This window comes from Pedobacter vanadiisoli (assembly GCF_042684385.1).
In the GTDB taxonomy this organism is placed as follows: Bacteria; Bacteroidota; Bacteroidia; order Sphingobacteriales; family Sphingobacteriaceae; genus Pedobacter; species Pedobacter vanadiisoli.
This window is the reverse complement of sequence record NZ_JBHULL010000013.1, coordinates 167,125-192,675: the sequence shown is the minus strand read 5'-3', so window position 1 is coordinate 192,675 and position 25,551 is coordinate 167,125. Positions and strand designations below refer to the sequence as shown.

Annotated in this window: 19 protein-coding genes; 17 read left to right on the top strand and 2 right to left on the bottom strand. The window is 40.1% G+C overall.

The window, feature by feature from the left end; all coding sequences use genetic code 11:
- The first annotated feature begins 565 nt into the window (after window positions 1–565).
- The 16 genes from sucD to fabG all read left to right on the top strand — a co-directional run bounded on the left by sucD (window position 566) and on the right by fabG (window position 21,507).
- The gene (gene sucD / locus ACFSR6_RS16325; RefSeq protein WP_183768769.1) at window positions 566–1,438 is read left to right on the top strand and encodes a succinate--CoA ligase subunit alpha; all 873 of its coding nucleotides are present in this window, start codon (window positions 566–568) and stop codon (window positions 1,436–1,438) included.
- Between the two features lie 254 nt (window positions 1,439–1,692).
- A complete protein-coding gene (locus tag ACFSR6_RS16320) occupies window positions 1,693–2,031 on the top strand; it encodes a GxxExxY protein (RefSeq protein WP_379080726.1) in 339 nt (112 codons plus the stop codon).
- A 202-nt stretch (window positions 2,032–2,233) separates the two neighbouring features.
- Window positions 2,234–2,737: a methionine-R-sulfoxide reductase gene (locus tag ACFSR6_RS16315; protein WP_379080720.1), complete on the top strand. Its 504-nt coding sequence runs from the start codon at window positions 2,234–2,236 to the stop codon at window positions 2,735–2,737.
- 178 nt (window positions 2,738–2,915) lie between these two features.
- Complete coding sequence (locus ACFSR6_RS16310; protein WP_379080718.1) at window positions 2,916–4,463, top strand: arylsulfatase; 1,548 nt, start codon at window positions 2,916–2,918, stop codon at window positions 4,461–4,463.
- 194 nt (window positions 4,464–4,657) lie between these two features.
- Complete coding sequence (locus tag ACFSR6_RS16305; RefSeq protein ID WP_379080716.1) at window positions 4,658–5,041, top strand: septal ring lytic transglycosylase RlpA family protein; 384 nt, start codon at window positions 4,658–4,660, stop codon at window positions 5,039–5,041.
- A 454-nt stretch (window positions 5,042–5,495) separates the two neighbouring features.
- Complete coding sequence (locus tag ACFSR6_RS16300; RefSeq protein ID WP_090771670.1) at window positions 5,496–6,467, top strand: ribonucleoside-diphosphate reductase small subunit; 972 nt, start codon at window positions 5,496–5,498, stop codon at window positions 6,465–6,467.
- 166 nt (window positions 6,468–6,633) lie between these two features.
- Window positions 6,634–9,018, top strand: a complete 2,385-nt coding sequence (locus ACFSR6_RS16295; protein ID WP_379080714.1) for a ribonucleoside-diphosphate reductase subunit alpha — start codon at window positions 6,634–6,636, stop codon at window positions 9,016–9,018.
- 178 nt (window positions 9,019–9,196) lie between these two features.
- Window positions 9,197–9,418 (top strand): cysteine-rich CWC family protein, encoded by a 222-nt coding sequence (locus tag ACFSR6_RS16290; RefSeq protein ID WP_183768761.1) that lies wholly within the window; start codon window positions 9,197–9,199, stop codon window positions 9,416–9,418.
- A gap of 371 nt (window positions 9,419–9,789) precedes the next feature.
- A complete protein-coding gene (locus tag ACFSR6_RS16285; RefSeq protein ID WP_379080712.1) occupies window positions 9,790–11,757 on the top strand; it encodes an SPFH domain-containing protein in 1,968 nt (655 codons plus the stop codon).
- A 242-nt stretch (window positions 11,758–11,999) separates the two neighbouring features.
- Window positions 12,000–12,380, top strand: a complete 381-nt coding sequence (locus tag ACFSR6_RS16280) for a hypothetical protein (RefSeq protein WP_379080710.1) — start codon at window positions 12,000–12,002, stop codon at window positions 12,378–12,380.
- A 76-nt stretch (window positions 12,381–12,456) separates the two neighbouring features.
- Window positions 12,457–16,821, top strand: coding sequence for a CusA/CzcA family heavy metal efflux RND transporter (locus tag ACFSR6_RS16275; RefSeq protein WP_379080708.1), 4,365 nt, complete (start codon window positions 12,457–12,459; stop codon window positions 16,819–16,821).
- Between the two features lie 6 nt (window positions 16,822–16,827).
- Window positions 16,828–17,970 (top strand): efflux RND transporter periplasmic adaptor subunit, encoded by a 1,143-nt coding sequence (locus tag ACFSR6_RS16270; protein ID WP_379080706.1) that lies wholly within the window; start codon window positions 16,828–16,830, stop codon window positions 17,968–17,970.
- Between the two features lie 284 nt (window positions 17,971–18,254).
- Window positions 18,255–19,130 (top strand): carbon-nitrogen hydrolase, encoded by an 876-nt coding sequence (locus ACFSR6_RS16265; RefSeq protein WP_379080704.1) that lies wholly within the window; start codon window positions 18,255–18,257, stop codon window positions 19,128–19,130.
- 99 nt (window positions 19,131–19,229) lie between these two features.
- Window positions 19,230–20,306 carry an agmatine deiminase family protein gene (locus ACFSR6_RS16260; protein ID WP_379080702.1) on the top strand — a complete coding sequence of 359 codons (1,077 nt, stop codon included), beginning with the start codon at window positions 19,230–19,232 and terminating at the stop codon, window positions 20,304–20,306.
- 112 nt (window positions 20,307–20,418) lie between these two features.
- The gene (locus ACFSR6_RS16255; protein WP_379080700.1) at window positions 20,419–20,691 is read left to right on the top strand and encodes a GIY-YIG nuclease family protein; all 273 of its coding nucleotides are present in this window, start codon (window positions 20,419–20,421) and stop codon (window positions 20,689–20,691) included.
- 72 nt (window positions 20,692–20,763) lie between these two features.
- A complete protein-coding gene (gene fabG / locus ACFSR6_RS16250; RefSeq protein WP_379080698.1) occupies window positions 20,764–21,507 on the top strand; it encodes a 3-oxoacyl-[acyl-carrier-protein] reductase in 744 nt (247 codons plus the stop codon).
- Window positions 21,508–21,674: 167 nt separating this feature from the next.
- Here the strand turns inward: fabG and ACFSR6_RS16245 are convergent, their stop codons facing one another.
- Window positions 21,675–22,409, bottom strand: coding sequence for a L,D-transpeptidase family protein (locus ACFSR6_RS16245; RefSeq protein WP_379080696.1), 735 nt, complete (start codon window positions 22,407–22,409; stop codon window positions 21,675–21,677).
- 235 nt (window positions 22,410–22,644) lie between these two features.
- On the opposite strand from ACFSR6_RS16245, the gene ACFSR6_RS16240 reads away from it, so the two are divergent.
- A complete protein-coding gene (locus tag ACFSR6_RS16240) occupies window positions 22,645–24,729 on the top strand; it encodes a hypothetical protein (RefSeq protein ID WP_379080694.1) in 2,085 nt (694 codons plus the stop codon).
- A gap of 49 nt (window positions 24,730–24,778) precedes the next feature.
- Here ACFSR6_RS16240 and ACFSR6_RS16235 read toward each other — a convergent pair whose 3' ends face one another.
- Window positions 24,779–25,393, bottom strand: a complete 615-nt coding sequence (locus ACFSR6_RS16235; RefSeq protein WP_379080692.1) for a trimeric intracellular cation channel family protein — start codon at window positions 25,391–25,393, stop codon at window positions 24,779–24,781.
- Window positions 25,394–25,551: the final 158 nt, after the last annotated feature.

The window sequence follows — 25,551 nt, the reverse complement described above, 5'->3', positions numbered from 1 at the left end:
AACAAACGGCAGTGCTCTGTTACGGGTTTTAGGTCTTTAACCTAGATCGCGAAGCAAAGTGCAGCACTGCCGTTAAGGTTTTAATGTAAATCTTAAATATTTTTAAGAATATTCAAACCTAAGGGATCACAGTGGTTCCGGTTTTTCGTCGGAAAGAAGAGCGCGCGCGATTGAAGCTTACCAAAGGAACGGAACTGCTCATTTCCTGATCAAAGAGACAATTTTTTATTCGGAAACGGGTGGTTTGTAGCTCTTGGCGGTCTTTAGCCCTGCCATTCGCTTTACTCCGTTGCACCGCGTGTTCGCTGTTGTCCCTTAGGTTTATTACCGAAAGTCTTTTATCCTTCAATTTAACTTCTTCCAATAGCCAGGTGTGATTACTGGTAGAATCTTTTTTATAACAGTAATATGATAATTGATTTTGCTTTGCGCTTTAGCTTTAGTCTTTCTCCTTTTAGCTTAAAACGATTTCCTTACATTATCCTGAAAAAACGGGGCAAATAATATGCTTTTCGGTTTGACTTTCCAGTCAATAATATTAGCTTTGCACAAAAAAAATTGATACATGAGCGTTTTAGTAAATAAAGATTCTAAGGTTATCGTTCAGGGTTTTACCGGAAACGAAGGAACTTACCACGCCGAGCAGATGCTGGCCTATGGTACAAACGTAGTTGGTGGTGTAACGCCTGGCAAAGGTGGGCAATTACATTTAGATAAGCCTGTTTTTAATACTGTTAAAGATGCCGTTGATCAAACGGGTGCAAATGTATCGATCATTTTTGTGCCACCGGCTTTTGCTGCTGATGCAATTATGGAAGCTGCCGAAGGTGGAATTAAAGTTATTGTTTGTATTACCGAAGGTATCCCTACAAAGGATATGATTCAGGTTAAAGAATATATTACAGGTCGTGATGTTACTTTGATTGGCCCTAACTGCCCGGGTATTATTACTGCCGACGAAGCTAAAATTGGTATCATGCCAGGTTTTATCTTCAAAAAAGGTAATGTAGGTGTGGTTTCTAAATCAGGAACTTTAACTTACGAAGCCGTAGATCAGGTTGTGAAGGCTGGTTTAGGTATTACTACTGCAATTGGTATTGGTGGCGACCCGATTATCGGAACCCCAACTGTTGAAGCGGTGAAATTGTTAATGAACGATCCTGAAACTCACGGTATCATCATGATCGGTGAAATTGGTGGTGGTATGGAAGCTGAAGCTGCCCGTTGGATCAAAGAACACGGTACTAAACCTGTTGTTGGTTTCATTGCCGGCCAGACTGCGCCTCCGGGACGTAGAATGGGCCACGCAGGTGCTATTGTTGGCGGTGCTGATGATACAGCAGCTGCAAAAATGAAAATCATGCGTGAGTGCGGCATCCGTGTAGTAGAAAGCCCTGCTGAAATCGGCGCTGCAATGGCTGAAGAATTAGCGAAGTAAGATTTTTAAATTTACATAAAGAAAAGCGTTCCGATTAAGTTCGGAGCGCTTTTTGTTTTATTACACTTTATCGACCATAAATGGAGATTAGGGGACAAACAGGTAGATTTTTTTAATAGTTGCCACGGAAACACAGAGAGCCACGGAAATAAAAACGGGAGGATATTGGAATGATCATTAGATTAGTTCAAAATTATCGTTATGGATTATAAAATAAAACAAGATAATTTTCCTTATAAAAATGAACCGATTTAATAATTAATGCTGCTATTGATGTCCATAAAGAGCTTGGATGTGGTTTTTTAGAAATCGTCTATAAAGATGCACTTTGCATTGAATTCGATGGTAGAGGCTATTTTTACGAAAGAGAAAAGCTTTATCCGGTTTATTATAAAGAAGTTTTGTTACCTCATAGCTTTTATGCTGATGTTATCGTTTTTGATTCAGTTATATTAGAGATTAAGTCTAAAAATGGAATTGCCAACGAGGATTTAGCTCAAACTATTAATTATATAAAGTGTTCAGATTGTACCGTGGGTTTAGTTTTAAATTTCGGTAAACCAACTTTGGAGATTCGACATGTTGTTCTGTAAAATCAGCTTCCGTGTGTTTCGTGTTTCCGTGGCAAAAAAATCTGAGCGCATTTTGTCCTTAAGCTTTATGAAAGCATTCGTATACTTGAGAACTTACAACTTAAACCATAATCTTCTAATCCATTTATCATTCCTTTGTAAACACTAATACAAACCCTTAAATCAGCAAACCAAAACCTATAGTTTTAACGTATATTGTAACATGAGAACGATGTTAAATAAACTATTTTTAGCTTCGGCTGTTGTTTTAGTAGCTACATTTTCGGCCTGTGCACAAAAGCAGGATAAAAATGAGTCAAAGGCAACCAAAGAAGCAACACCAATTATACCAAAGAAAAAAATGAACTGGAATCCATTAACACCCGAAGAAGAAAGAGTAATCGTACATAAAGGTACCGAATACCCGGGTACAGGTAAATACGAGCATACCACAGATAAGGGAACCTATACCTGCAAGCGTTGCAATGCAGCATTGTACCGCTCAGAAAGCAAATTCGATGCACATTGCGGATGGCCTGCCTTTGATGATGAAATTAAAGGTGCAGTAAAGCGTATTCCTGATGCTGATGGTTCGCGTACAGAAATTGTGTGTGCCAACTGCGGTGCACATTTGGGCCACGTATTTTTAGGAGAAGGCTTTACCAATAAAGATACACGCCATTGTGTAAATTCGATCTCGATGAATTTCGTGCCCGATCAGAAATAAGGTAGATGTAGAAGGGTTAGGTAGAGGCGTAAGGCGATAAGCTTTACGCCTTTTTTTGTGCCCGTTTGTAATAATTCAAATAGTCAATCGTTTGCGTGATTTTTAAAGATACGGGTGTTTGCCGAATGCCTTATTTTAGTTGTACTAATCAATACAAACCAATACCAGGAACCCCTAAATGAAACATAAACTCTTGCTTTTCGTCCTGAGCTTATTTGCTTTTTGTGCGGCCTTTGCCCAAAAAGTGGTGAAAAAAGCTAATCAGTCCAAACCTAATATTGTTTATATCCTGGCCGATGATATGGGTTATGGCGAACTGGGCTGTTATGGGCAGGATAAGATTGAAACGCCTAACCTGGATGCTTTGGCTAAACGTGGCATGCGCTTTACACAGCATTATGCTTATCCCGTATGCGCACCATCGCGCTACATTTTAATGACGGGCCAGAACTCCGGAAAAGCCTTTATCCGCGGCAACCACGAGTGGGGCGAACGCGGACCTGTTTGGGATTTTAAAGCAATGGAAGAAAACCCTTATCTGGAAGGGCAGTACCCAATACCCGATTCGACAGTTACTTTGGCAGAAATGTTAAAAAGCGCGGGTTACACTACAGGTATGGTAGGCAAGTGGGGGCTAGGGGCTCCTTTTACTACTGGTTTCCCAACGCAACAGGGTTTCGATTATTTTTATGGCTACATCTGCCAGCGTCAAGATCATACCTATTACAGCGGTCACCTTTGGGAAAACGAAAACAGGATTCCTTTAGATAACAAAATTCAGGCGCCAACAGTTACTTTTCCTAAAGATTTGGATAGTCGGGACGAGAAAAATTATGAGAAATATGCACAGAAAGATTATGGTCCGGATTTTTTAATCAAAGCAGCATTGAAATTTATTGATAAAAATGCAGCCAGGCCGTTTTTCCTGTATTATCCAACACCGTTACCACATGTTTCCTTGCAGGCACCTAAAGATCTTGTTGCTTATTACCATCAGAAATTTGGTGATGAAAAACCCTTTCTTGGTGATGGGTCTTATTTTCCTTGTCGTTACCCGCACGCTACCTATGCGGCTATGATTACCCTGCTTGACAGACAGGTGGGCGAATTGATTAAAGCGCTGAAGGCAAAAGGTGTGTACGAGAATACCATCATCCTGTTTTCGGCTGATAATGGTGTAGCCTTTAATGCCGGGGTTGATCCTGTTTTTTTCAACAGTACAGGTCCGTTTAAAGGCAGTTACGGCTGGGGTAAGGGATTTGTGCATGAGGGTGGTATCCGCGAACCTTTTATCGTTTCGTGGCCCGGAAAAGTGAAGCCCGGTAGCACCAGTAATCTGATTGCTTCCACCATGGATATGATGCCTACTTTTTGTGACCTGCTTGGTTTAAATACCCCAAAAGAGGTTGATGGCATCAGTATTTTACCTACTTTGCTTGGGCAACCGCAGAAAAACACCCACCCTTATTTGTATTTTGAATACCCTGAGTACGGTGGTCAGCAGGCTATCCGCCTGGGCAACTGGAAAGGGGTACGCCTCAATATGCTAAAAGGCAACACGAAGTGGGCTTTGTACAATCTTGAGAGCGACATCAAAGAAGAAAACGACCTGGCGGCAGAGCATCCGGATATTGTCGAAAAAATGATTAAAATCAGTAAGCAGGAGCACCATACCCCAGCCTTATCCAACTTTTTAATTCCGGTTTTAGAGCAGGAAATGAAGTAAATTATCCCATTGCGCTGAGATTTTTTTCAACAGGCAAAAACCTTATCTGACATGCTGTTAGGCAGCGATTCTGCGGGTAGCGCAATGGTACGGTATAGAGGTTAAAGAGCCTTGTTTTACCGGATGAATGCTAATAACAGCTTCATTTTAAACTAAATGCTTATATTTGCAGGCTCGATAAAGAATTTTAGCCTATGAAGTATCTTCTGTTATTAAGTAGTTTGTTCTTGTTTTTGCACAGTAACGCACAAGATGCTGCCTCGCCAGTAAATGCAACAGACAGTATTCAAAAAACAGTTCTTGCCACTTATTATCACCGGAAATTTGAAGGCCACCGTACCACGAGCGGCGCCCGCTACAGGGCAAAAAAACTCACCGCTGCACACCGCACCCTGCCATTTGGTACAATGGTTACTGTAACCAATCCTGCTAACGGAAAATCGGTAGTGGTAAAGGTAAATGATCGGGGCCCTTTCTCTAAAAGGCTGGCCATCGATCTGTCAGAAAGGGCTGCTAAACAGATTGGTATTTACCGCAAAGGTATTGCTAAAGTTAACCTCAGTTATACGGTCGAATAGTATTCCTTTTAGCTCTATTTTGGGCTTAAAACTCTCCTTAAATTTAAGTTATTAACACTTGTTTTTGTTTGTTATGTGCTTGAAATTAAATGATTAGCTTTTTTTTGGCTTGAAAATGAGATTTGGCTGATCGTTTTTGCCCAACAATCGGGGAGGGTGTTAACAACTTTGGTTCACTAAAAACCACTGTCGTATATATATTTGTTATAACAAAGTTCTTTAACTTCTTGCACTTGAAAACAAATATAAAAGCTTAGTTTTTAGTAATTTATGCGTATATCTCTCAGATTACATTTTTAAATTTTCCGAACTAAAAACTCAGTTGTTTGTCAGGTAATAGGGTTAGCACTTTCACTACAGCGTTTTGATAAAAGACATTACAATCATCATATAAAATTGATGGATGCGTGTCTTCGTCGGCTCTGTTAAAAATAGATTTTTAAAACGTCAGCGTATGGAACAGGAATTATTACTACAAGAAAACAAAGACAGGTTTGTGCTTCTTCCAATCAAGTATCCGAAAGTTTGGGAGATGTATAAAAGAACAGAGGCCAGTTTCTGGACTGCCGAAGAAATCGACCTTTCTGACGACCTGAAGCATTGGGAAAACCTTAACGATGGGGAAAGACATTTTATATCTCACATTTTAGCTTTTTTTGCCGCCAGTGATGGTATTGTAAACGAAAATCTTGCAGTAAACTTCATGAGTGAAGTTCAGATCCCCGAAGCGCGTTGTTTTTATGGTTTCCAGATCATGATGGAAAACATCCATTCAGAAACCTATGCCTTATTAATCGATACCTACATTAAAGATCCTGAAGAAAAAGACCGTTTGTTCCATGCCATTGATACTGTTCCGGCAGTAAAAAGAAAGGCTGAGTGGGCTTTACGCTGGATTGATAACGGAACTTTTGCAGAGCGCTTAGTGGCTTTTGCTGCGGTTGAAGGTATTTTCTTCAGCGGGAGTTTCTGCTCAATCTTCTGGTTAAAGAAACGCGGTTTGATGCCTGGTTTAACTTTCAGTAACGAACTGATCTCGAGAGATGAGGGTTCGCACTGCGAATTTGCCTGCCTGTTATACAGCATGTTGAGCAACAAATTGAGCGAAGAACAGGTGCATGGCATTATTAGTGATGCGGTTGAAATTGAAAAAGAATTTATTACCGATGCATTACCGGTTGCCCTGATTGGAATGAATGCAAAATTAATGAGCCAGTATATCGAGTTTGTTGCAGACAGATGGTTGCAGGAATTAGGTTACAAAAAAATATACAATGCAACCAATCCTTTCGATTTTATGGAAATGATCTCCTTGCAGGGTAAGACCAATTTCTTCGAAAAACGTGTTGGCGACTATCAGAAAAGTGGGGTATTAACCGCAGCTGATAATAAAGCACAGGCGTTTTCTTTAGATGAAGACTTTTAAAGAAAGCATAAAGCAAAAAGACCAAAGCAGAAAGCCTTAGCATGTCGTCATTGCGAGGAACGAAGCAATCTTAAAGCGAGAAAAAATAAACAGAAATTATAAAAGCGGAATCCTTCTTAATACTTGATTTTCGCTTCTTGATATAAAACTTAAATCTCATAAAAATATGTTCGTACTAAAAAGAGATGGCCGCAAAGAAGCGGTGCAATTTGACAAAATCACAGCCCGCATTCAAAAGTTGTGCTATAGTTTAAATTCAGACCTTGTAGACCCGATTGATGTGGCCAAAAAGGTAATAGAAGGTTTGTATGATGGGGTAACTACCTCTGAGCTGGATAACCTTGCTGCTGAAACTGCTGCATCGTTAACCACCAAGCATCCTGATTATGCTTTGCTAGCTTCGCGTATTGCGGTTTCCAACCTGCATAAAAACACCACTAAATCATTCTCGGGTACGATGAAAATGTTGTACGAATATTTCGACCCGAAAGCGCAGAAAGCAGCTCCACTTATCGCTGATGATGTTTATGAGATTATTGAAAAGAATGCAGAGATTTTAGATAGTTCTATCATTTACGACCGCGATTTCGGTTTCGATTATTTCGGTTTTAAAACTTTAGAAAAATCATACCTTTTAAAGGTTAATAATAAAATTGTTGAGCGTCCTCAGCATTTATTTATGCGTGTTTCTGTTGGTATCCACAAAGAAGATATCGAGAGCGCTATTAAAACCTATAACTTAATGAGCGAACGTTGGTTTACGCATGCTACACCAACGTTGTTCAATGCCGCTACACCAAAGCCTCAAATGTCGTCGTGCTTCTTGTTAACCATGCAGGATGACAGCATCGAAGGTATTTACGATACGTTAAAACAAACCGCTAAAATTTCGCAAAGTGCAGGTGGTATCGGCTTAAGCATTCACAACATCCGTGCAACCGGTTCATATATTGGTGGTACCAACGGTACAAGCAATGGTATTATCCCGATGTTGCGCGTATTTAACGACACTGCCCGTTACGTAGACCAGGGTGGAGGTAAACGTAAGGGTGCTTTTGCTATTTATTTAGAGCCTTGGCATGCTGATGTTTTCGAGTTTTTAGATTTACGTAAAAACCATGGTAAAGAAGAAATGCGCGCGCGCGATTTATTCTATGCACTTTGGATCAACGATTTGTTTATGCAACGTGTTAAAGATAATGGCGACTGGACTTTATTCTGTCCGCACGAAGCACCAGGTTTAGCAGATTGTTTTGGTAAGGAATTTGAAGATTTATATACTAAATATGAAGCCGAAGGCCGTGGCCGTAAAACCATTAAAGCCCAGGAACTCTGGTTTGCCATCTTAGATTCGCAGATTGAAACCGGTACACCATATATGTTGTTTAAAGATGCAGCGAACAGCAAATCTAACCAGCAGAATTTAGGAACCATTAAAAGTTCTAACCTGTGTACCGAAATTATAGAGTATACCTCAAAAGATGAAGTTGCAGTTTGTAACTTGGCATCGCTTGCTTTACCACGTTTCGTAATCAATGGTGCTTTCGATCACCAAAAATTATACGATGTAACTTACCAGGCTACTTTAAACCTGAACAAGATCATCGATCACAACTATTACCCGGTTCAGGAAGCTGAAAACTCTAACATGCGCCACAGGCCAGTTGGTTTAGGTGTACAAGGTTTAGCTGATGCCTTTATCCTGTTGCGTTTACCTTTCGAAAGCGACGAGGCCAAACGTCTAAACAAAGATATCTTCGAAACCATTTATTTCGCTTCGATGTCGGCTTCACATGATTTGGCAGTGAAACATGGTCCTTACCAGTCATTTAAAGGTTCTCCACTATCAAAAGGTAAATTCCAGTTCGATTTGTGGAATGTAACACCAGACAGCGGCCGTTGGGATTGGGATGCATTGCGTAAAAAGATAGTTAAAGATGGCGTATACAACTCATTATTGGTTGCACCAATGCCAACTGCATCTACTTCTCAGATTTTAGGTAACAATGAGTGTTTCGAACCTTATACTTCTAACATTTACACCCGTCGTGTATTGAGTGGAGAGTTTGTGGTAGTAAATAAACACTTATTGAAAGATTTAGTGGCCCTGGGCTTATGGAACAACGATATGAAAAACAAAATCATATTGGCTAACGGTTCAATCCAGGCTATTCCTGAAATTCCTGATTACATTAAAGAACTGTACAAAACTGTTTGGGAGATTAAGATGCGTAATATCATCGATATGGCTGCCGACCGTGGTGCCTATATCTGCCAGTCGCAATCGTTAAACCTGTTCGTAAACGCACCGAATACTTCAAAATTAACTTCAATGCACTTCTATGCATGGGAGAAAGGTTTGAAAACCGGTATGTACTATCTACGTACACAAGCAGCTTCGCAAGCGGTTAAATTTACAGTAGAGAACCAGGGCGGTAAAGCAATTGAAGCGGTTATTCCTGCCGAAATTCCACAAGATCAGGTTGCTGAAGAAATCATCACCGGTCCGGTTTGTACCATGGAAGAAGGTTGCATTAGCTGTTCAGGGTAACCTCATCTTGTACAGTCGTCATGCTGAATTTAGTTCAGCATCTGTATAATATAGATCCTGAAACAAGTTCAGGATGACGAATCTAATTATATCGTAAGGTTTTGGGCAAACGCTCAAAACCTTATTTTTTGTTTATATTTTTGTAATGCAATAGGTTTTACCTTAAACCATATACCTTATGCCTTCAACCTTGAAACAGAGCAAACACGAAATCATTCCCTGCGAAAGATGCGGAACTGCTATTGAGTGCAAGGCAAATTCATATACCAAATGCCAGTGTAGTGTGGTGCAACTCAGCATCAATGAAGTGCAGTATATTTCTGAGCTGTACGATGGCTGCCTATGCGCCAAATGCCTGTTCGAACTGCAACAGGAATACAGAACCGAAATCGGAGCATAATCTTCTTGCCTTAGTGGCAGTATCAAGCCAGGTGTACCCCAATCAGGTCAATTCCATAGGTCCAAAAAAGGACAGCTTTTTTTCTTTTAATTGTTAAAAGTACAATTAAAATTTCTGGAGCTGCCAGGTAAAAAGAAAAAGGCCGTTTTTGGCTATTTATAAGCGTTTGGTTAAGCAATTGCTAAAAATGTCATCTGCAGTTTGCACTTCTGTAATCGTGTTTCTTGAAGCTTCTTTTGGGCCTTAAAATCAAATAAAAATTTCTTAAAAATAACTGTTAAATCTGGTAACAAAGCACATAATTTGATGTCAATAGCATGCTTAATAAATGGTTTATTAGGCTAAAAAAAAACATAAAAAACATATAAATTATGGAATCGCTCATTTCAAATTACTGGTGGGTTTTAGTGGCACTGTTGTGCTTAGTTTTATACAAATATATTTTACGTTTCTTATTCGGGATGGTCATCGTACCCGAAGACAGGATCGGCTTGATTACCAAAAAATTCGTGCTCTTAGGCTCCGATCGCGAATTACCCGATGGACGCATTATCGCCATTAAAGGCGAAGCAGGTTTCCAGGGAAAAACACTGGCTCCCGGATTATATTTCGGGATGTGGTTCTGGCAATACAGTGTAACCATGGAGCAGTTCACCATTATCCCCGAAGGTAAAATCGGTTTGATTATGGCTAAAGACGGGGCCGAAATTCCGACGGGGAATATCCTGGGGCAAAAAGTAGAGTCGGATAACTTCCAGGATGCGGTTAAATTCCTCGAGAACGGTGGTCAGCGGGGTAGGCAAACCGCTTATATCACTTCCGGTTCGTACCGGATTAATACCATGTTATTCCAGGTCTCGGTTACCGATATGGTCCGCATTCAGGAAAGCATGGTAGGCATTGTGACGACCCTGGATGGTTTACCTATTGAAGCCAACCAGATTGCGGGCAAACTGGTAGAAGGACACAATAACTTTCAGGATTTTGATGCCTTTGTAAAACAGGGTGGTAACAGGGGGTTGCAGCCGCAGGTTATTCTAGCTGGTTCGTACAATTTAAACCCCTGGGCTATCCAGTTAGAAGAAATACCCATGACCGAAATTGCCATTGGTTATGTAGGCGTGGTGATCTCTTTTATTGGTAAAGAAGGCGACGATTTAACCGGTGCTGATTTTAAACACGGTAATATTGTGGCCAAAGGATCGAAAGGGGTATGGCTGGAACCACTTGGGCCGGGAAAATACCCGATTAACAAATACATTATGAAGGTAGAGCTGGTGCCTACTACCAATTTGGTATTAAATTGGGCATCGGCACGCAGCGAGGCACATAACCTTGATAAAAATCTGTCAACCATTACGGTACGTTCAAGAGATGGTTTCCCTTTTAACCTGGATGTGGCACAGATTATTCACGTACCTACCACAGAGGCACCAAAAGTAATTGCCCGTTTTGGTAATATGGTTAACCTGGTTTCGCAGGTATTGGAGCCTACAATTGGTAACTATTTCCGTAACTCGGCGCAGGGCAGCGATGTAATTGCCTTCCTCAGTACCCGTAAAGAGCGTCAGGAGTCGGCTAAAGAGCATATTCGTAAAGTGCTTGACGAGTACAACGTGAATGCGGTAGATACTTTAATTGGCGACATTGTGCCACCAGAATCGTTAATGAAAACCTTAACCGACCGTAAAATTGCTGAGGAGCAAAAGGTGACTTATGAAACGCAAAAACAGGCCCAGGAAACGCGCCAGGGTATGGAAAAAGAAACCGCCATTGCCGATATGCAGAAAGATATCGTAAAAGCACAGCAAAGTGTTGAAATTGCCGAACGTACAGCAAGTGCAACGGTAAAAAAATCGGAAGGTGATGCAGCTGGGGTAAAACTGGCTGTAGGTGCTGAAGCCGAAGCTACCAAAATGCGGGCACATGCCGAAGCTGAAGCTACAAAAGCACGTGCACAGGCTGATTCGGAAGCGATTAAATTACGTGCAGCAGCAGAGGCTGAACAGATTTCGTTAACCGGTAGTGCCGAAGCAGGTAAAATTTTAGCGGTAGGTAAATCTACTGCCGAAGCTTACGAACTTGCCGTTAAGGCTTTGGGTGGCGAAAACTTTACCCGTTACAAAATTACCGAAGAGTTATCGAAAGGAAATGTAAAACTGATTCCTGATGTACTGATTGGTGGAAATGGGGGTAACCATGGAGGGTCGGCGATGGATGGCTTGCTGGGTTTAAAACTGATGGAATTAATGGACCCTGAAAAACGTAAAGAGGTAGTTGCCGTAGCAGAAATTGTAGAAACAAAACAAAAACCTAAAAAGGATAATATTAATCCTTAAAATGTTTTAAATAAGCGGGTGAACAGATCTTAAATGTTCATCCGCTTTCTTTTTATCTTATGTTTTTTTAATACCTGCTTTTGACCTGATATTTCAATTGACCGGTATTTCTATTTTTTAACTTTTTATGAAGATTTTCTCATTATTGCTGTAATAGTGCTCTTTTGTAAGTGTTTGGCAAAGTAACAGACATAATAGATGTGAAGGTTTGAATTATTTTATTGCTTTATTATCTTTGCCACGTGAATAAAGTTGTCCTTCTGCTGCTTTTACCGGTACTCATTTTTAACACCTCCGTTCGCGAAGTTGTAAAGGCACCTCAACTTGTTCTTCATTTTTTACAGCATCATCAGCAAAATGCTGAAATAAGCTTCATCGATTTTCTTGAAATGCATTACTTAGGTCAAGATCCGAATGATAATGATGATGACGAAGACATGAAACTTCCTTTCAAAAAAATTGATGGTCACCATATTATTTCTGTAGGCGTGCCGGCAGAAAAATTTATAATGCTGAAGGTAATATGCCTGAATATTTACACCAAAAAAACTTTCGATTACGCAAACAGTTACAGTAGTCCTGATTTCGGAAGTCTGTTTCGCCCACCCATTTCACTGGCTTAAAATTTCTTTATAAAAGTTTTTCAGAACCCATTTCCAATGGCTTCTGGATATGTCTGTTATTTTAATTTAAGCCATTATGTTAAATAAAATTATCGGTTTTTCCATTCGGAATAAACTGATCATTGCTTTGTTTGTATGCTCACTTATTGGTTGGGGTGCTTACGAGGTTACAAAATTACCGATAGATGCTCTTCCTGATATTACCGACAACCAGGTGCAGGTTATCACTGTTTCTCCATCTTTAGGCGCACCTGATATTGAGCGTCTGATTACCTTTCCTATTGAGCAAGCCTGCAGTAGTATTTCGGGGCTCAAGCAAATCAGGAGTTTTTCACGTTTCGGACTTTCTTTGGTTACCATTGTATTCAATGAAGAAACCGATGTTTATTGGGCAAGGCAACAGATTGCCGAACGCCTGCAACAGGTACAGCAAGAAATTCCGCAGGGAATAGGTTCTCCTGCCATGGCCCCTGTTTCTACTGGTTTGGGCGAAATATATCAATATGTGGTTCGGCCTAAAAAGGGTTACGAAGGAAAATTTAATGAACAGGATTTGCGTACCATTCAGGATTGGATTGTTAGAAGACAGCTTTTGGGTACTCCGGGAGTTGCCGAGGTATCAAGCTTTGGAGGTAGGTTAAAACAATATGAAGTTGCTGTGAGGCAAGACCAACTTAAAGCTTACGGCCTTACCATTGCTGAAATATTCGACGCCCAGGAAAAGAACAATGAAAATACAGGGGGTGCATACATTGAAAAAGGGCCAACTGTTTTATATATCCGAAGTGAAGGATTAACAACAAATTTGGCCGATATTGAAAAGATTGTTGTGAAAACGCTTGATAACGGAATGCCTGTTTTAATGGGGCAGGTTGCCAAGGTGCAGTATGGTTCGGCAATACGTTATGGCGCAATGACTTATAACGCCCAAGGTGAAGTTGCAGGTGCTGTTGTGATGATGTTAAAGGGTGAAAATTCTTCTGTTGTGGTGAAAAGGGTTAAAGATAAAATTGCGCAAATTCAAAAAATGGTTCCTGAGGGCGTGGTGATCGAGCCTTTTCTCGATAGAACAAAAATGGTCGATAACGCTATCAGTACAGTAGAAACCAACTTGATGGAAGGTGCGCTGATCGTCATTTTTGTACTTGTGTTTTTCTTGGGAAACCTTCGTGCAGGTTTGATTGTATCTTCCGTTATTCCACTATCCATGCTTTTCGCTATAATATTGATGAATAGGTTTGGGGTGGGTGGAAATCTGATGTCTCTTGGGGCTATCGATTTCGGTTTAATTGTAGATGGTTCCGTAATTGTTGTAGAAGCAATTCTTCACCGCTTTTCACACAGCAAGCACTTTAGGGCTTTCAGTAAAATAGACCAAAACCAGATGGATACCGAGGTGGAAAAATCAACCGGATCGATGATTAAATCAGCAGTATTTAGTCAGATTATCATTCTGATTGTTTATCTCCCAATTCTATCTTTAGAAGGTATTGAAGGTAAGATGTTTAAACCCATGGCCTGGACAATTGCATTTGCTATTCTCGGGGCATTTCTCTTATCCATCACTTATGTTCCGATGATGTCGGCGCTATGCCTGAATAAAACAATCAGCCACAAGAAAAATTTAACCGACAGGCTGATGGCCTGGATAGAGAGAAAATATCAGCCCATCTTAAATAAAGTACTCTTTTTCCCGAAAACTATTTTAGTGGTTACGCTTTCATTATTCACGATCTCCATTTTTGTGATGGGCACTCTCGGTGGCGAATTTATTCCACAGTTAGAAGAAGGCGATTTTGCAGTTGAAACCCGTTTGCTTACCGGTAGTAATCTGAATAATACTATTGAGAATACCCAAAAAGCCTCTAAAATTCTATTGGATAAGTTTCCTGAAGTACAGAAAATAGTAACCAAAATAGGTAGTGCCGAGGTACCAACAGATCCCATGCCCTTTGAAGCAGGAGATATGATGGTGATCTTAAAACCTAAAAAAGAATGGACTTCTGCGAGTTCGTTTCCTGAGTTGAGTGCTAAAATGACCAAAGCCATTGAAGTAATTCCTGGCATTACGGTAGGTTTTCAATTTCCGGTGCAAATGCGATTCAACGAGCTGATGACTGGTGCAAGGCAAGATGTGGTTTGTAAAATATTCGGAGAAGATCTCGACTCGCTCGCCCATTACGCAAAACGTTTAGGGGCTATAATAGGTACCGTAAAAGGGGCAATTAATGTTTACGAGGAACAAGTTACAGGAATGCCTCAGGTGGTGATCAAATACAACCGTGATGGCATGGCTAAATACGGTATAAATGTGGGCGATGTAAACCGGGTGGTAAATACTGCTTTCGCAGGGCAGGTAGCAGGCCAGGTTTATGAAGGAGAGAAACGTTTTGATATGGTAGTGCGCCTCGATGAAGCGGCCAGAAAAAACATTCAAGATGTAGAGAACCTGATGGTTTTAACCAGGTCAGGTAACCAGGTACCTTTAAGTATGGTTGCCAATATCAAGGAAGTAGAGGGCGTTAACCAGATCCAAAGGGAAAATACCAGACGGAGAATTATAGTTGGATTTAATGTTAAGGACCGGGATGTGCAGTCGATTGTGGAAGAATTACAGCAGAAGGCGGGCGAAAAACTCAACCTGTCTAAGGGGTATACCATTTCCTATGGCGGCTCTTTTGAAAACATGACAGCAGCAAAATCACGTTTGGCGATTGTGGTACCAATTGCATTACTGCTAATTTTCTTACTCCTTTATTTTGCTTTTAGTTCTGTTAAACAGGGACTTTTAATTTATACTGCCATTCCGCTTTCTGCAACCGGAGGTATTTTTGCCTTGTGGATCAGGGATCTTCCTTTCAGTATTTCTGCTGGCGTCGGTTTTATTGCCCTTTTTGGTGTGGCGGTATTAAATGGAATTTTATTGGTTTCAGAGTTTAACCGGTTAAAAAAAGAAGGTTGGACAGATGTAAAACGAATTGTAATCCATGCCACAAAATCGAAACTTCGTGCTGTTTTAATGACTGCGCTGGTTCCGTCATTGGGTTTTATCCCGATGGCAATAAGCACTGGTGCTGGTGGCGCAGTTCAAAAACCCCTTGCTACGGTGGTTATTGGAGGCTTATTAATTTCTACCTTATTAACATTATTTGTTTTACCCATGTTGTATATTTTATTTGAAAAAGGGTTCTCTTATTTCAAGCCGAAAAATAACCTGGCGGTTATTGTGCCAGTGCTACTTTTTGTCACTTTAAATGCCAATGCTCAAAAGCCAATCAGTTTAAAGGCTGCATTGGATACCGCGGTTAAAAACAATATATCATTGCAGATTGCTAAAACCAACGTTCAGTATCACCAACAGCTAACCAAAAGCAGTTTTGATGCACCGAAAACAGCAATCGGTTTTGATTATGGTAAATTCAACAGCCTGGAGAATGACAATAAATTTTCTGTAGTACAAACACTTGATTTTCCAACTGTTTATGCAAGGCAGTTTGCAGCTCATCAAACAAACTTGCGCATCAGCGAAATTGAAGCAGATGCCCGTCAGCTCGATTTGAAAACTGAGGTAAAATCAACATATTATAATCTGTTATTGATAAATGAAAAACAGAAATTGTTATTGTGGGCTGATAGTGTTTATGGTGCATTTCTGGATAAATCGGCGCAGCGTTTTAAATCAGGTGATGTTGATTTGCTGGAACTTCGTACCGCGGAAAATCAAAAGCAGCAGATTAACAATCAGCTGGAACTATTGAAAACAGATGGTATGCTCCTGCAAAACAGATTCAAGTTTTTATTAAATACGAGTGAAAACTTTCTGCCAAAAGCTGATAGCCTGGTTTACTCCGCTGAGGTTTTACTCAGACCGGAACAGATTCACCATCCTTTATTGAAATTGGGAGAAGAACAATTGGTGTTGGCGAGGCAACAAAAAGCACTCGAAAAAAGTAAATTGATGCCTACTCTAAGTTTCGGTTATAATAACTCGAGTATTATTGGCTGGCAAACCAATAGTATTGGGGCCGAGCAGTATTTTGATAAAAGTAAAAGGTTTTCTTCAGTGAGTATTGGTGTCGGAATTCCGGTTTTTTTCGGGGCTCAAAACTCGCGTGTGAAAGCCAATAGTATCTTAATCCAACAGCGTGAAAAAGAATTAGCATTAACTAAAAAAACTTTGGATAATCAATTAATAAATGCCGTTGAACTTTACACCCAGCTTGAAAAATTACTCAGCTCTTACCGGAAGGTAGCAATAAAAAATGCTGGTGATATCGTTAAAACAGCCTCCGATAAGCTTAATGCCGGCGAAATTGACTACCTGAATTGGGTGCTCCTGGTTAACCAGTCTATACAACTTAAAGTAGAATATTATAACAAAGTGCAGCAATTTAACGAAGCAGCTTTTGAAATTGAACGTGTTACAGCCACAGATAAATAAGATAAAATGAAAACTCAAATATTAGTCGGATTAGTTGGCCTGGCATTTTTGCTGGCTTGCAACAGTGCAGGTAAAAATGAAACTGTTCGTGCAGAGAAACCCGCTGCAGTAAATCAAGATGAAGTGCAGCTTACAGATGAACAAGCCAAAAATGCCGGAATTTTAACCGGTAAAATAGAGCAGAAGGCTATGCATAGTACCCTCAATGTAAATGGAGTGGTGGATGTGCCACCAGAAAATACCTATTCTGTTAGTGTTCCTATGGGGGGGTACATTAAGAAAATGATTATTCTGCCGGGTATGCCCGTTAAAAAGGGTGCAGTATTAGCGCTCGTTGAGGATCAGCAATATATACAGCTCCAGCAAGATTACCTGACTTCGGGAAACAGATTGAAATTTTTAGCTGCAGATTATACCAGGCAGAAAGGATTAAATCAAACAAAGGCAACGAGCGATAAAATCTTCCAGCAAACAGAAAGTGATTATAACAATCAAAAAGTTTTGGTAAAAGCGCTTGCCCAAAAACTGAGGTTAATTGGTATTGATCCTGAAACGCTAAACGAAAATTCGATAACCCGCGATGTCAAAATTTGTTCTCCTATCAGTGGTTATGTCACAAAGGTTAATGTAAATACAGGTAAATTTGTGAATGCAACCGATATTTTATTTGAACTCATCCGCCCCGGCGATTTGCATGCAAACCTTACGGTATTTGAAAGAGATGCCGCAAGCTTAAAAATCGGACAAGAAGTTATCTGCCATACTACTGCAGATCCTGAAAAGAAATATATTGCGAAAATTCACTTGATCACCCCTAATATTGAGGGTGACCGCACCACAAGTATTCACTGCGATATCCTAAATTCTGATAATAAATTATTGCCAGGTACATTTCTAAACGCAGCGATTTCAATCGGCACATCGAAAGTAGATGCCTTACCGGAAGATGCTGTTGTAAAATGGGAAAATAAATATTACGTTTTTGAAGAGCTTGGCAATAAGCGATATAAAATGATCCCTGTAGGTATTGGGACGGCATTAGATGGATTTATAGAAATTAAAACCAGTAAAAAGCTCAGTAATGTGGTAACAAAAAATGCCTATGCCATTTTAATGAAAATGAAAAATGGGGGAGAAGAAGGAGAATAATTTGCAGATAGGATAAAAATTTTCAAACATGTAACTTTTGTTTTTAGGAAATACAGGGAATACTTTGTGTTTTTCTGTTGGTTAAAGTAAGTGTTTTTTAACCGGTGCCTTGCTTAAGTGACAAATGATGGTAGATGATTTAAAATAACATTTACATTTTTTGCCATTCTACTCTTAAACAAAATAGTAACTTTGCAGCCGGTTTAGCATGATAGAATTTTGAATGGTTGAATGATACTGCAAAGTAGACATTTATTCATTCTCTCATCCAATAATTTTAAAAAATGAAGAAGGTAAAAGTTGGCCTGGTGCAGATGAGCTGTACTAAAGATAAGCAGGAAAATTTAGATAAAGCGATTACGAAAGTAAGGGAGGCCGCTGCAAAAGGTGCACAAATTGTGTGTTTACAGGAGCTTTTTACATCCCTGTACTTCTGCGATGTTGAAGATTACGATAATTTCGACCTGGCAGAAGCTATTCCAGGCCCATCAACCGATGCTTTGCAGGTAGTTGCTAAAGAACTGGGTGTGGTTATTATTGCTTCGCTGTTCGAAAAACGTGCCGAAGGTTTATATCACAATACCACTGCGGTTTTAGATGCCGATGGGGCTTATTTAGGTAAGTACCGTAAAATGCATATTCCGGACGATCCGGCCTACTACGAGAAATTTTACTTTACTCCAGGCGATTTAGGTTATAAGGTTTTCCAAACCAAATTTGCTAAAATCGGTGTTTTAATCTGTTGGGATCAGTGGTATCCGGAAGCATCGCGCATTACTGCACTGATGGGTGCCGATATCATGTTTTATCCAACTGCAATTGGTTGGGCTACTGATCAGGATGAGGAAACCAATCAAGATCAGTACAATGCATGGCAAACCATTCAGCGCTCGCATGCCGTTGCCAATGGCGTTCCGGTAGTGAGTGTAAACCGGGTTGGTTTTGAACAGGATGGCGCAATGAAATTCTGGGGTGGAAGCTTTGCTACCAATGCCCAGGGACGTTTACTTTATTTAGCTTCGCACGATCAGGAAGAAACTGAAGTAGTGGAGCTGGATTTAACCCAGTCAGACTTTTTCCGTAAACACTGGCCATTTTTAAGAGACAGAAGAATTGATTCTTATCAGCCGATTACAAAAAGGTATCTTGACGGGGATTAAGCTGAAAGCTTAAAGACCAAAGCATAAAGTGAAAATCCATAAATTAAAAATCCATGGTTCGTGTCTTCACGAACCATTCATTTTATAAATTAAAATTAGATGTCAAATTTCCCTCCTAGAGAAAATTTAAATATTAATCATTTCGATTATTCTCCTAAAAAACAAGGATACGTTTTCCCTGCAGAGTGGGCTAAACACGAAGCCACCTGGTTAAGCTGGCCGCATAAAGAAGCCTCATGGCCGGGTAAGATCGAAACCATTTACGAACCCTATTGCCAGTTTATAAAAGTGGTGGCTGAAGGCGAAAAAGTGCGGATCAATGTAAAAGACGAAGAAATGAAAGCTTTTGCCATTGCCGAACTTCAGAAAGTGGATGCCGATTTAACACAGATTGAATTTTATTTCAATGAAACCAACGATGCCTGGTGTCGCGATCATGGACCTGCCTTTGTAGTTAAAGAAAATGAAAAAGCGGTGGTAGATTGGGGCTATAATGCCTGGGGAGGAAAATACCCGCCGTTTGATCTGGATGATGTTGTGCCAACCAAAATAGCCCAACACTTTAACCTGCCTTTGTTTGTACCTGACATTGTAATGGAGGGTGGTTCGGTAGAGTTTAATGGTGCAGGAACAGTTTTAACTACTACTGCCTGTCTGTTGAATGAAAACCGCAATCCACATTTAACAAAGGAGCAGATAGAACAGTATTTGCTTGAATATTATGGGCAGGAGCAGGTGTTGTGGTTAGGAGATGGCATTGTTGGCGATGATACTGATGGTCACATCGACGACATTACCCGTTTTGTAAACGAGGATACCGTTTTAACCGTAGTAGAAAGTAATCCATTGGATGAAAACTATGTATTGTTACAAGAGAACCTGGAGGCCTTAAAAGCAATGAAACTAAAAGATGGCCGTTCGTTAAATATTGTGGAGTTGCCTATGCCTTCGCCGGTAATTTATGATGACACGCGTTTGCCGGCTTCTTACGCTAATTTTTATATCGCCAATTCGGCGGTAATTGTTCCGGTTTTTGATGATGTGAATGACCAGAAAGCTTTGGATATTATTCAGGGCTGTTTCCCCGACCGTAGGGTTGTAGGTATTAATTCTGTTAATATTATCTGGGGATTGGGTAGTTTCCATTGCCTGAGCCAGCAGGAACCGGCGCTATAAGTTTGCCCACTTTAGATTGTCATCCTGAGCCTGTCGAAGGATTTCAAGCCAGCTAAACCTCACAATTTGGCAAAGAATATTTTTAGTAACTTTATGTTTCTAAAGATTATTTATGCCAAGGATATATAATTATTTTGTCTACATTTTGGAGTGTGCAGATAAAAGTTACTATGTTGGCGTAACAAATGATCTGGAAATTAGACTTGCCCAGCATAACAATGGAGAAAATGTGCTTGCTTATACTTTTACGAGGAGACCGGTAATCTTAAAGTATTACCTGAGATTTGATCAGATTGAAGATGCTATAGATTTTGAAAAGCAGGTGAAGGATGGAATAGAAAGAAAAAAGAAGCATTATTTAAAGAAGATTGGGATGAAATTGTGAAGTTATCAAATTACAAAAATAAATAACAGATTGAGTCTTCGACAGGCTCAGACTGACAAACTATAATAATAAATGAAATTACTAGAAGGAAAAACAGCATTAATTACCGGCGCATCAAAAGGAATTGGCCGTAAAATAGCGGAAAAATTTGTAGAGCAAGGTGCTAATGTAGCATTCACCTATTTATCATCAGTAGAAAAAGGCCAGGCTTTAGAGCAGGAATTGCAAAGCTTTGGCACTAAAGTTAAAGGTTACCGCTCTGATGCATCCAAATTTGATGAGGCCGAGCAGTTGATCAATGATATCGTAGCCGAATTTGGAACCATTGATATCGTAGTAAACAATGCTGGCATTACCAAAGATGGCTTGTTAATGCGCATGAGCGAAGAAAACTGGGATGATGTAATCAACATCAACTTAAAATCAATCTTTAATGTAACCAAAGCAGCTTCTAAAGTAATGATGAAAGCCCGTAAAGGTGTATTTATCAATATGAGTTCGGTTGTGGGCATTACCGGTAATGCTGGTCAGGCTAATTATGCAGCTTCAAAAGCAGGTATTATCGGTTTTACCAAATCGGTTGCAAAAGAACTCGGATCAAGAAATATCCGTGCCAACGTAGTTGCACCAGGTTTTATCCGTACCGAAATGACCGATGTTTTGGATCCTAAAGTCGTTGAAGGCTGGGAAAAAGACATTCCGTTAAAACGTGCCGGTGAAACCGAAGATATTGCTAATGTTTGCGTGTTCCTGGCTTCTGATATGAGCGCCTATGTAACCGGACAAACGTTATCGGTTTGTGGCGGGATGCTGTAGGGAGGTAGAAGGCATAAGGTTTAAGGCGGAAGTTTTCTTTCCAAAGCGATAAAATAGTAAAGGCGTAAGGCGGGTAATTACCCTAAACCTTACGCCTTTTAGCTTTTACCTTGTTTAAAAGCAGAACTTTGCAACATTCCAACCTTTAGAACATTTCAACCTTAGCGCTACTTTACAACATATATCCCTTTAACCTCACTCACCTCTGGTTGGATTTTATGCTGCTCAAAAGCTAAATATCCGGCCTGTAACGATTTCCAGAAGTTTGCCTGCGCAGGGAATTGAGTAATATATTTTTTCATGTTTATATTGGTCATTTTGAAAGGATAAATGTTAACCGGAATTTTTTCCTGACCTGTGTTTCTGGCCTCAACGGCTAAAACATAAATCTCCTTAATTTTTTCGTCTGTTAAAGGAATACAGCCAACTGTTACACAATTGCCATGGATGTAAATATCTCCTCCTGGCTTTCGATCTTTACCCGTTCTGGCATTATCAACAGTATTGGGATAATTTATTCCTAACGAAAGATGGAAATTGCTCATTGGGTTAAAAACGTTAATGTAGTAAAAACCTTCTGGTGTTTGTCCATCGCCTTCAATTACTTTAGGCCCCAGCGTACCCGAATGTGCGCAGAAATCGTAAGTACGGAATAGTTTATAATCTTTGTCGGCATCAGCCTTTAGCCAAACTTCCAATTTACCTTCACTTTTGTAGGCATTGATCAACATCGAGAACCGATCGCCAAAGCCATCAGCCTGAACAAATTTCCTTAATGTTTCCCACTTCTCATTGTATGCTTTTTCTACTCTTTCAAATTTGATTTGTGTAGCTTTAAAATTGTTTTGGGCATTCACCATAAGGTTTAGAGATAACAGAAACGTTAAACAGATTAATTTCATATAAATTGATTTGGATAAAAATAGGTAATTAACCACAGAGCGCATAGCGTTCTCTTTTTTTACCACGCAAGAAGTATAAGGAGATGGTGCTTAAAAAGGTTTAGCCACGCTGTTATCTTCTGTATAAAAATCAGCGCAATCAGTGGTTAAACAAATGTATATTTTTACCTTTTGCATAAATTCTTTACGGTTAATAACCTTGGAAATTTCCCTAAAATTACCATCTTTATGAATTATGACTGGTTTTTTTTCAGGTGCTTCTGTTTTGTCTTTTCTGGGATGTTTGGCTTTAGGCGTGCTGTATGCCTGGTTGCTTTATCGTGGTAACCAAAACCTGGATAAAAAACTTCAGTATGGTTTAACAGCAATACGTATTATAGTAGTGGCAACCATTGCATGGTTAATATTTGCCCCGCTTATTAAAACCTTAAATTATACCTTAGATAAACCCGTAATTATTATCGGACAAGATAATTCCCTGTCTGTTGGCCAGATTAAAGCAGCAGGTTTCGACCAAAATCAATACGAACAGGACCTTAAAAAGTTACGGGATGAACTGTCGGGCAAATACGAGGTAAAAACCCTTCATTTTGGAGATCAGGTTGCTGATGGTTTCGATTTTAAAAATCAGGGTAAATTAACTGATGCAGCGGCATTTTTCCGTAAAGTGCAGGATGAATATACCAACCGTAATATTGGAGCGGTTATTTTGGCTACAGATGGTATTTTTAACCATGGCGGCAATCCGCTTTACAGCATCAACCAGATCAATGCACCGGTTTATACCATCGCATTGGGCGATAGTATTCCGAAGCGCGATGTGCTGATTTCGAATGTAAATTACAATAATATTGTATACCTGGATGATGATTTCACTGTCGAAGTCCAGGTTCAGGCCTTCCAAAGCGACGGCGAGCATACCACTTTAACCGTTAGTCAGAATGGGGCAAAGATTGAACAGCAAAACCTATCGATCAGTGGCAATGCTTTCGTTAAAACGATCCCTGTTAAGATCCATGCAGGTAAAACTGGGGTACAGAAGTATACTGTTCAATTGGGCACATTAAAAAATGAAATCACCACGCGAAATAATGTTCAGACTTTTTACATAGAGGTGATTGATGGCAGACAAAAGGTATTACTGGCTGCAGTTGCACCACATCCCGATCTGGGCGTTTTAAAGGAGGCCATTTCGCTTAACAAACATTACGAAGCTAAACTTGCCATTGCCGACGATTTAAATGCAACAGATCCATCTAAATTTGATTTAATCGTGTTATATCAACTGCCCGATGCACTAAACCTATCAGCTGCTTTTCTCAAGAAATTAACAGGCTTAAAAAAGCCAATCTGGTATATCTTAGGAGCACAGAGCAATGTAAATGCTTTTAACCAAATTCAAAATCAGGTCAACTTGGGCTCAGCCAATGGCTCTATCCAGGAGGTATATGCCGATTTTGCCAGTGGGTTTACCAGTTTCAATATTACAGATGAAGATAAAAAGCAATTTTCGTCCTTCGATCCTTTGCTTAGTCCGTTTGGCAGGTTAACGGTCAATGCAGGCGCAACCCCGGTGTTTAACCAACGTATAGGTAAAGTAAGCACTCAGCAACCTTTGTTGTTTTTTGCAACGGAAAACGGCTTAAAAACAGGTTATCTGATGGGAGAGGGCTTATGGCGATGGAAACTTTCTGAAGCTGAAAGTGAAGCCCCGCAATCTGTTTTGAGCGATTTGATTTCAAAAACTATCCAATACCTATCGGTTAAAGACGATAAGCGAAAGTTTAAAGTGTTTACATCTAAAGCAGCTTACGATGAAAATGAATCGATCCAGTTCAATGCTACGCTTTATAATGATAGTTACCAGGCGATAAATGAGCCTGAAGTGAATCTTCAGGTTAAAAATGAAGCCGGTAAGGTTTTCAACTATACTTTCTCCAAAACTGAAACAGGTTATCAATTAGATGCAGGTACAATGGCGGCAGGTAATTATTCCTACGTAGCCAATACGGTTTTGGCAGGCAGGAAACTCACAGCTACTGGCAGCTTTTATGTAAATGCTTTAATTGCCGAATACCAGCAAACAACGGCCAACCACCAGTTGCTGAATACCATCGCCAAACAAAGTAACGGTAAGCTCTTTATGCCTGCCAACCTGCGCAAAATTGCCGATGAGATCCTGAAAAATGAAAACATCAAAACCATCAGCTATGAAGACCGCAAGTACGATGAGTTGATTAATATGAAGTGGCTGTTCGGATTGGTGCTGATCTTACTGGGCACAGAGTGGTTTTTACGGAAGAGGAATGGAGAGCTTTAAGTTTGGAGTTATGAGTTTCAGAATTCGGAGCTAAAAACTCTCAACTGTTTTAGTGCCATTCATCCCTATACACAAACTTCGGCATGTGCCACTCGTAGCGAATAGAAAGGAGCCTTAAAGCCAAGCCTACCGCAGCAGCAGAAACAGTGGCCAGCATTTCTGAGCCTTGAAAATGTTCTACGCCGATATAAACAGCACCAGTAACGATGGCGGCGCTGGCGTAAATCTCTTTGCGGAAAAGAAAAGGCACTTCGTTACAAAGTACATCGCGAAGTACACCTCCTGCACAACCGGTTATCATGCCACTAAATAACACAATTAAATAGGGGAGATGGATTTCCTGCGCTACCTGACAACCAATGATGGTAAATACTACTAAACCCAAGGCATCCAGATAAAGGAACAGTTTTTTGAGTTTGGTCATAATCGAAGCGATAAATGCTGCCAATAAAGCTGCTGCAGCAGTAATTACCAGGTATTCGGGGTGCTCTACCCAGCTCATCGGGTAATGGCCAAATAACACGTTCCGCACCGTGCCGCCACCTAATGCGGTAACCCAGGCAATGATACAAACACCAACCCAATCCATATCTCGTCTGCCTGCAGACAGTGCTGCGGTCATTGCTTCGGCGGTAATGGCTATAATGTAGAGGATGTGGAGCATGGCCTAGATTGAAACGTTACATGTTGGTATTGTTGGATAGTTGCAGGTTGTAAAGTTGAAAGGTTAGTTAAACAAGTTAACTGTTTGAATTAGTTAACTGATTACCGGAATTATTCTAATGGTTAATTATTGAAATTGCTGGCAACTCCAAATCCCAA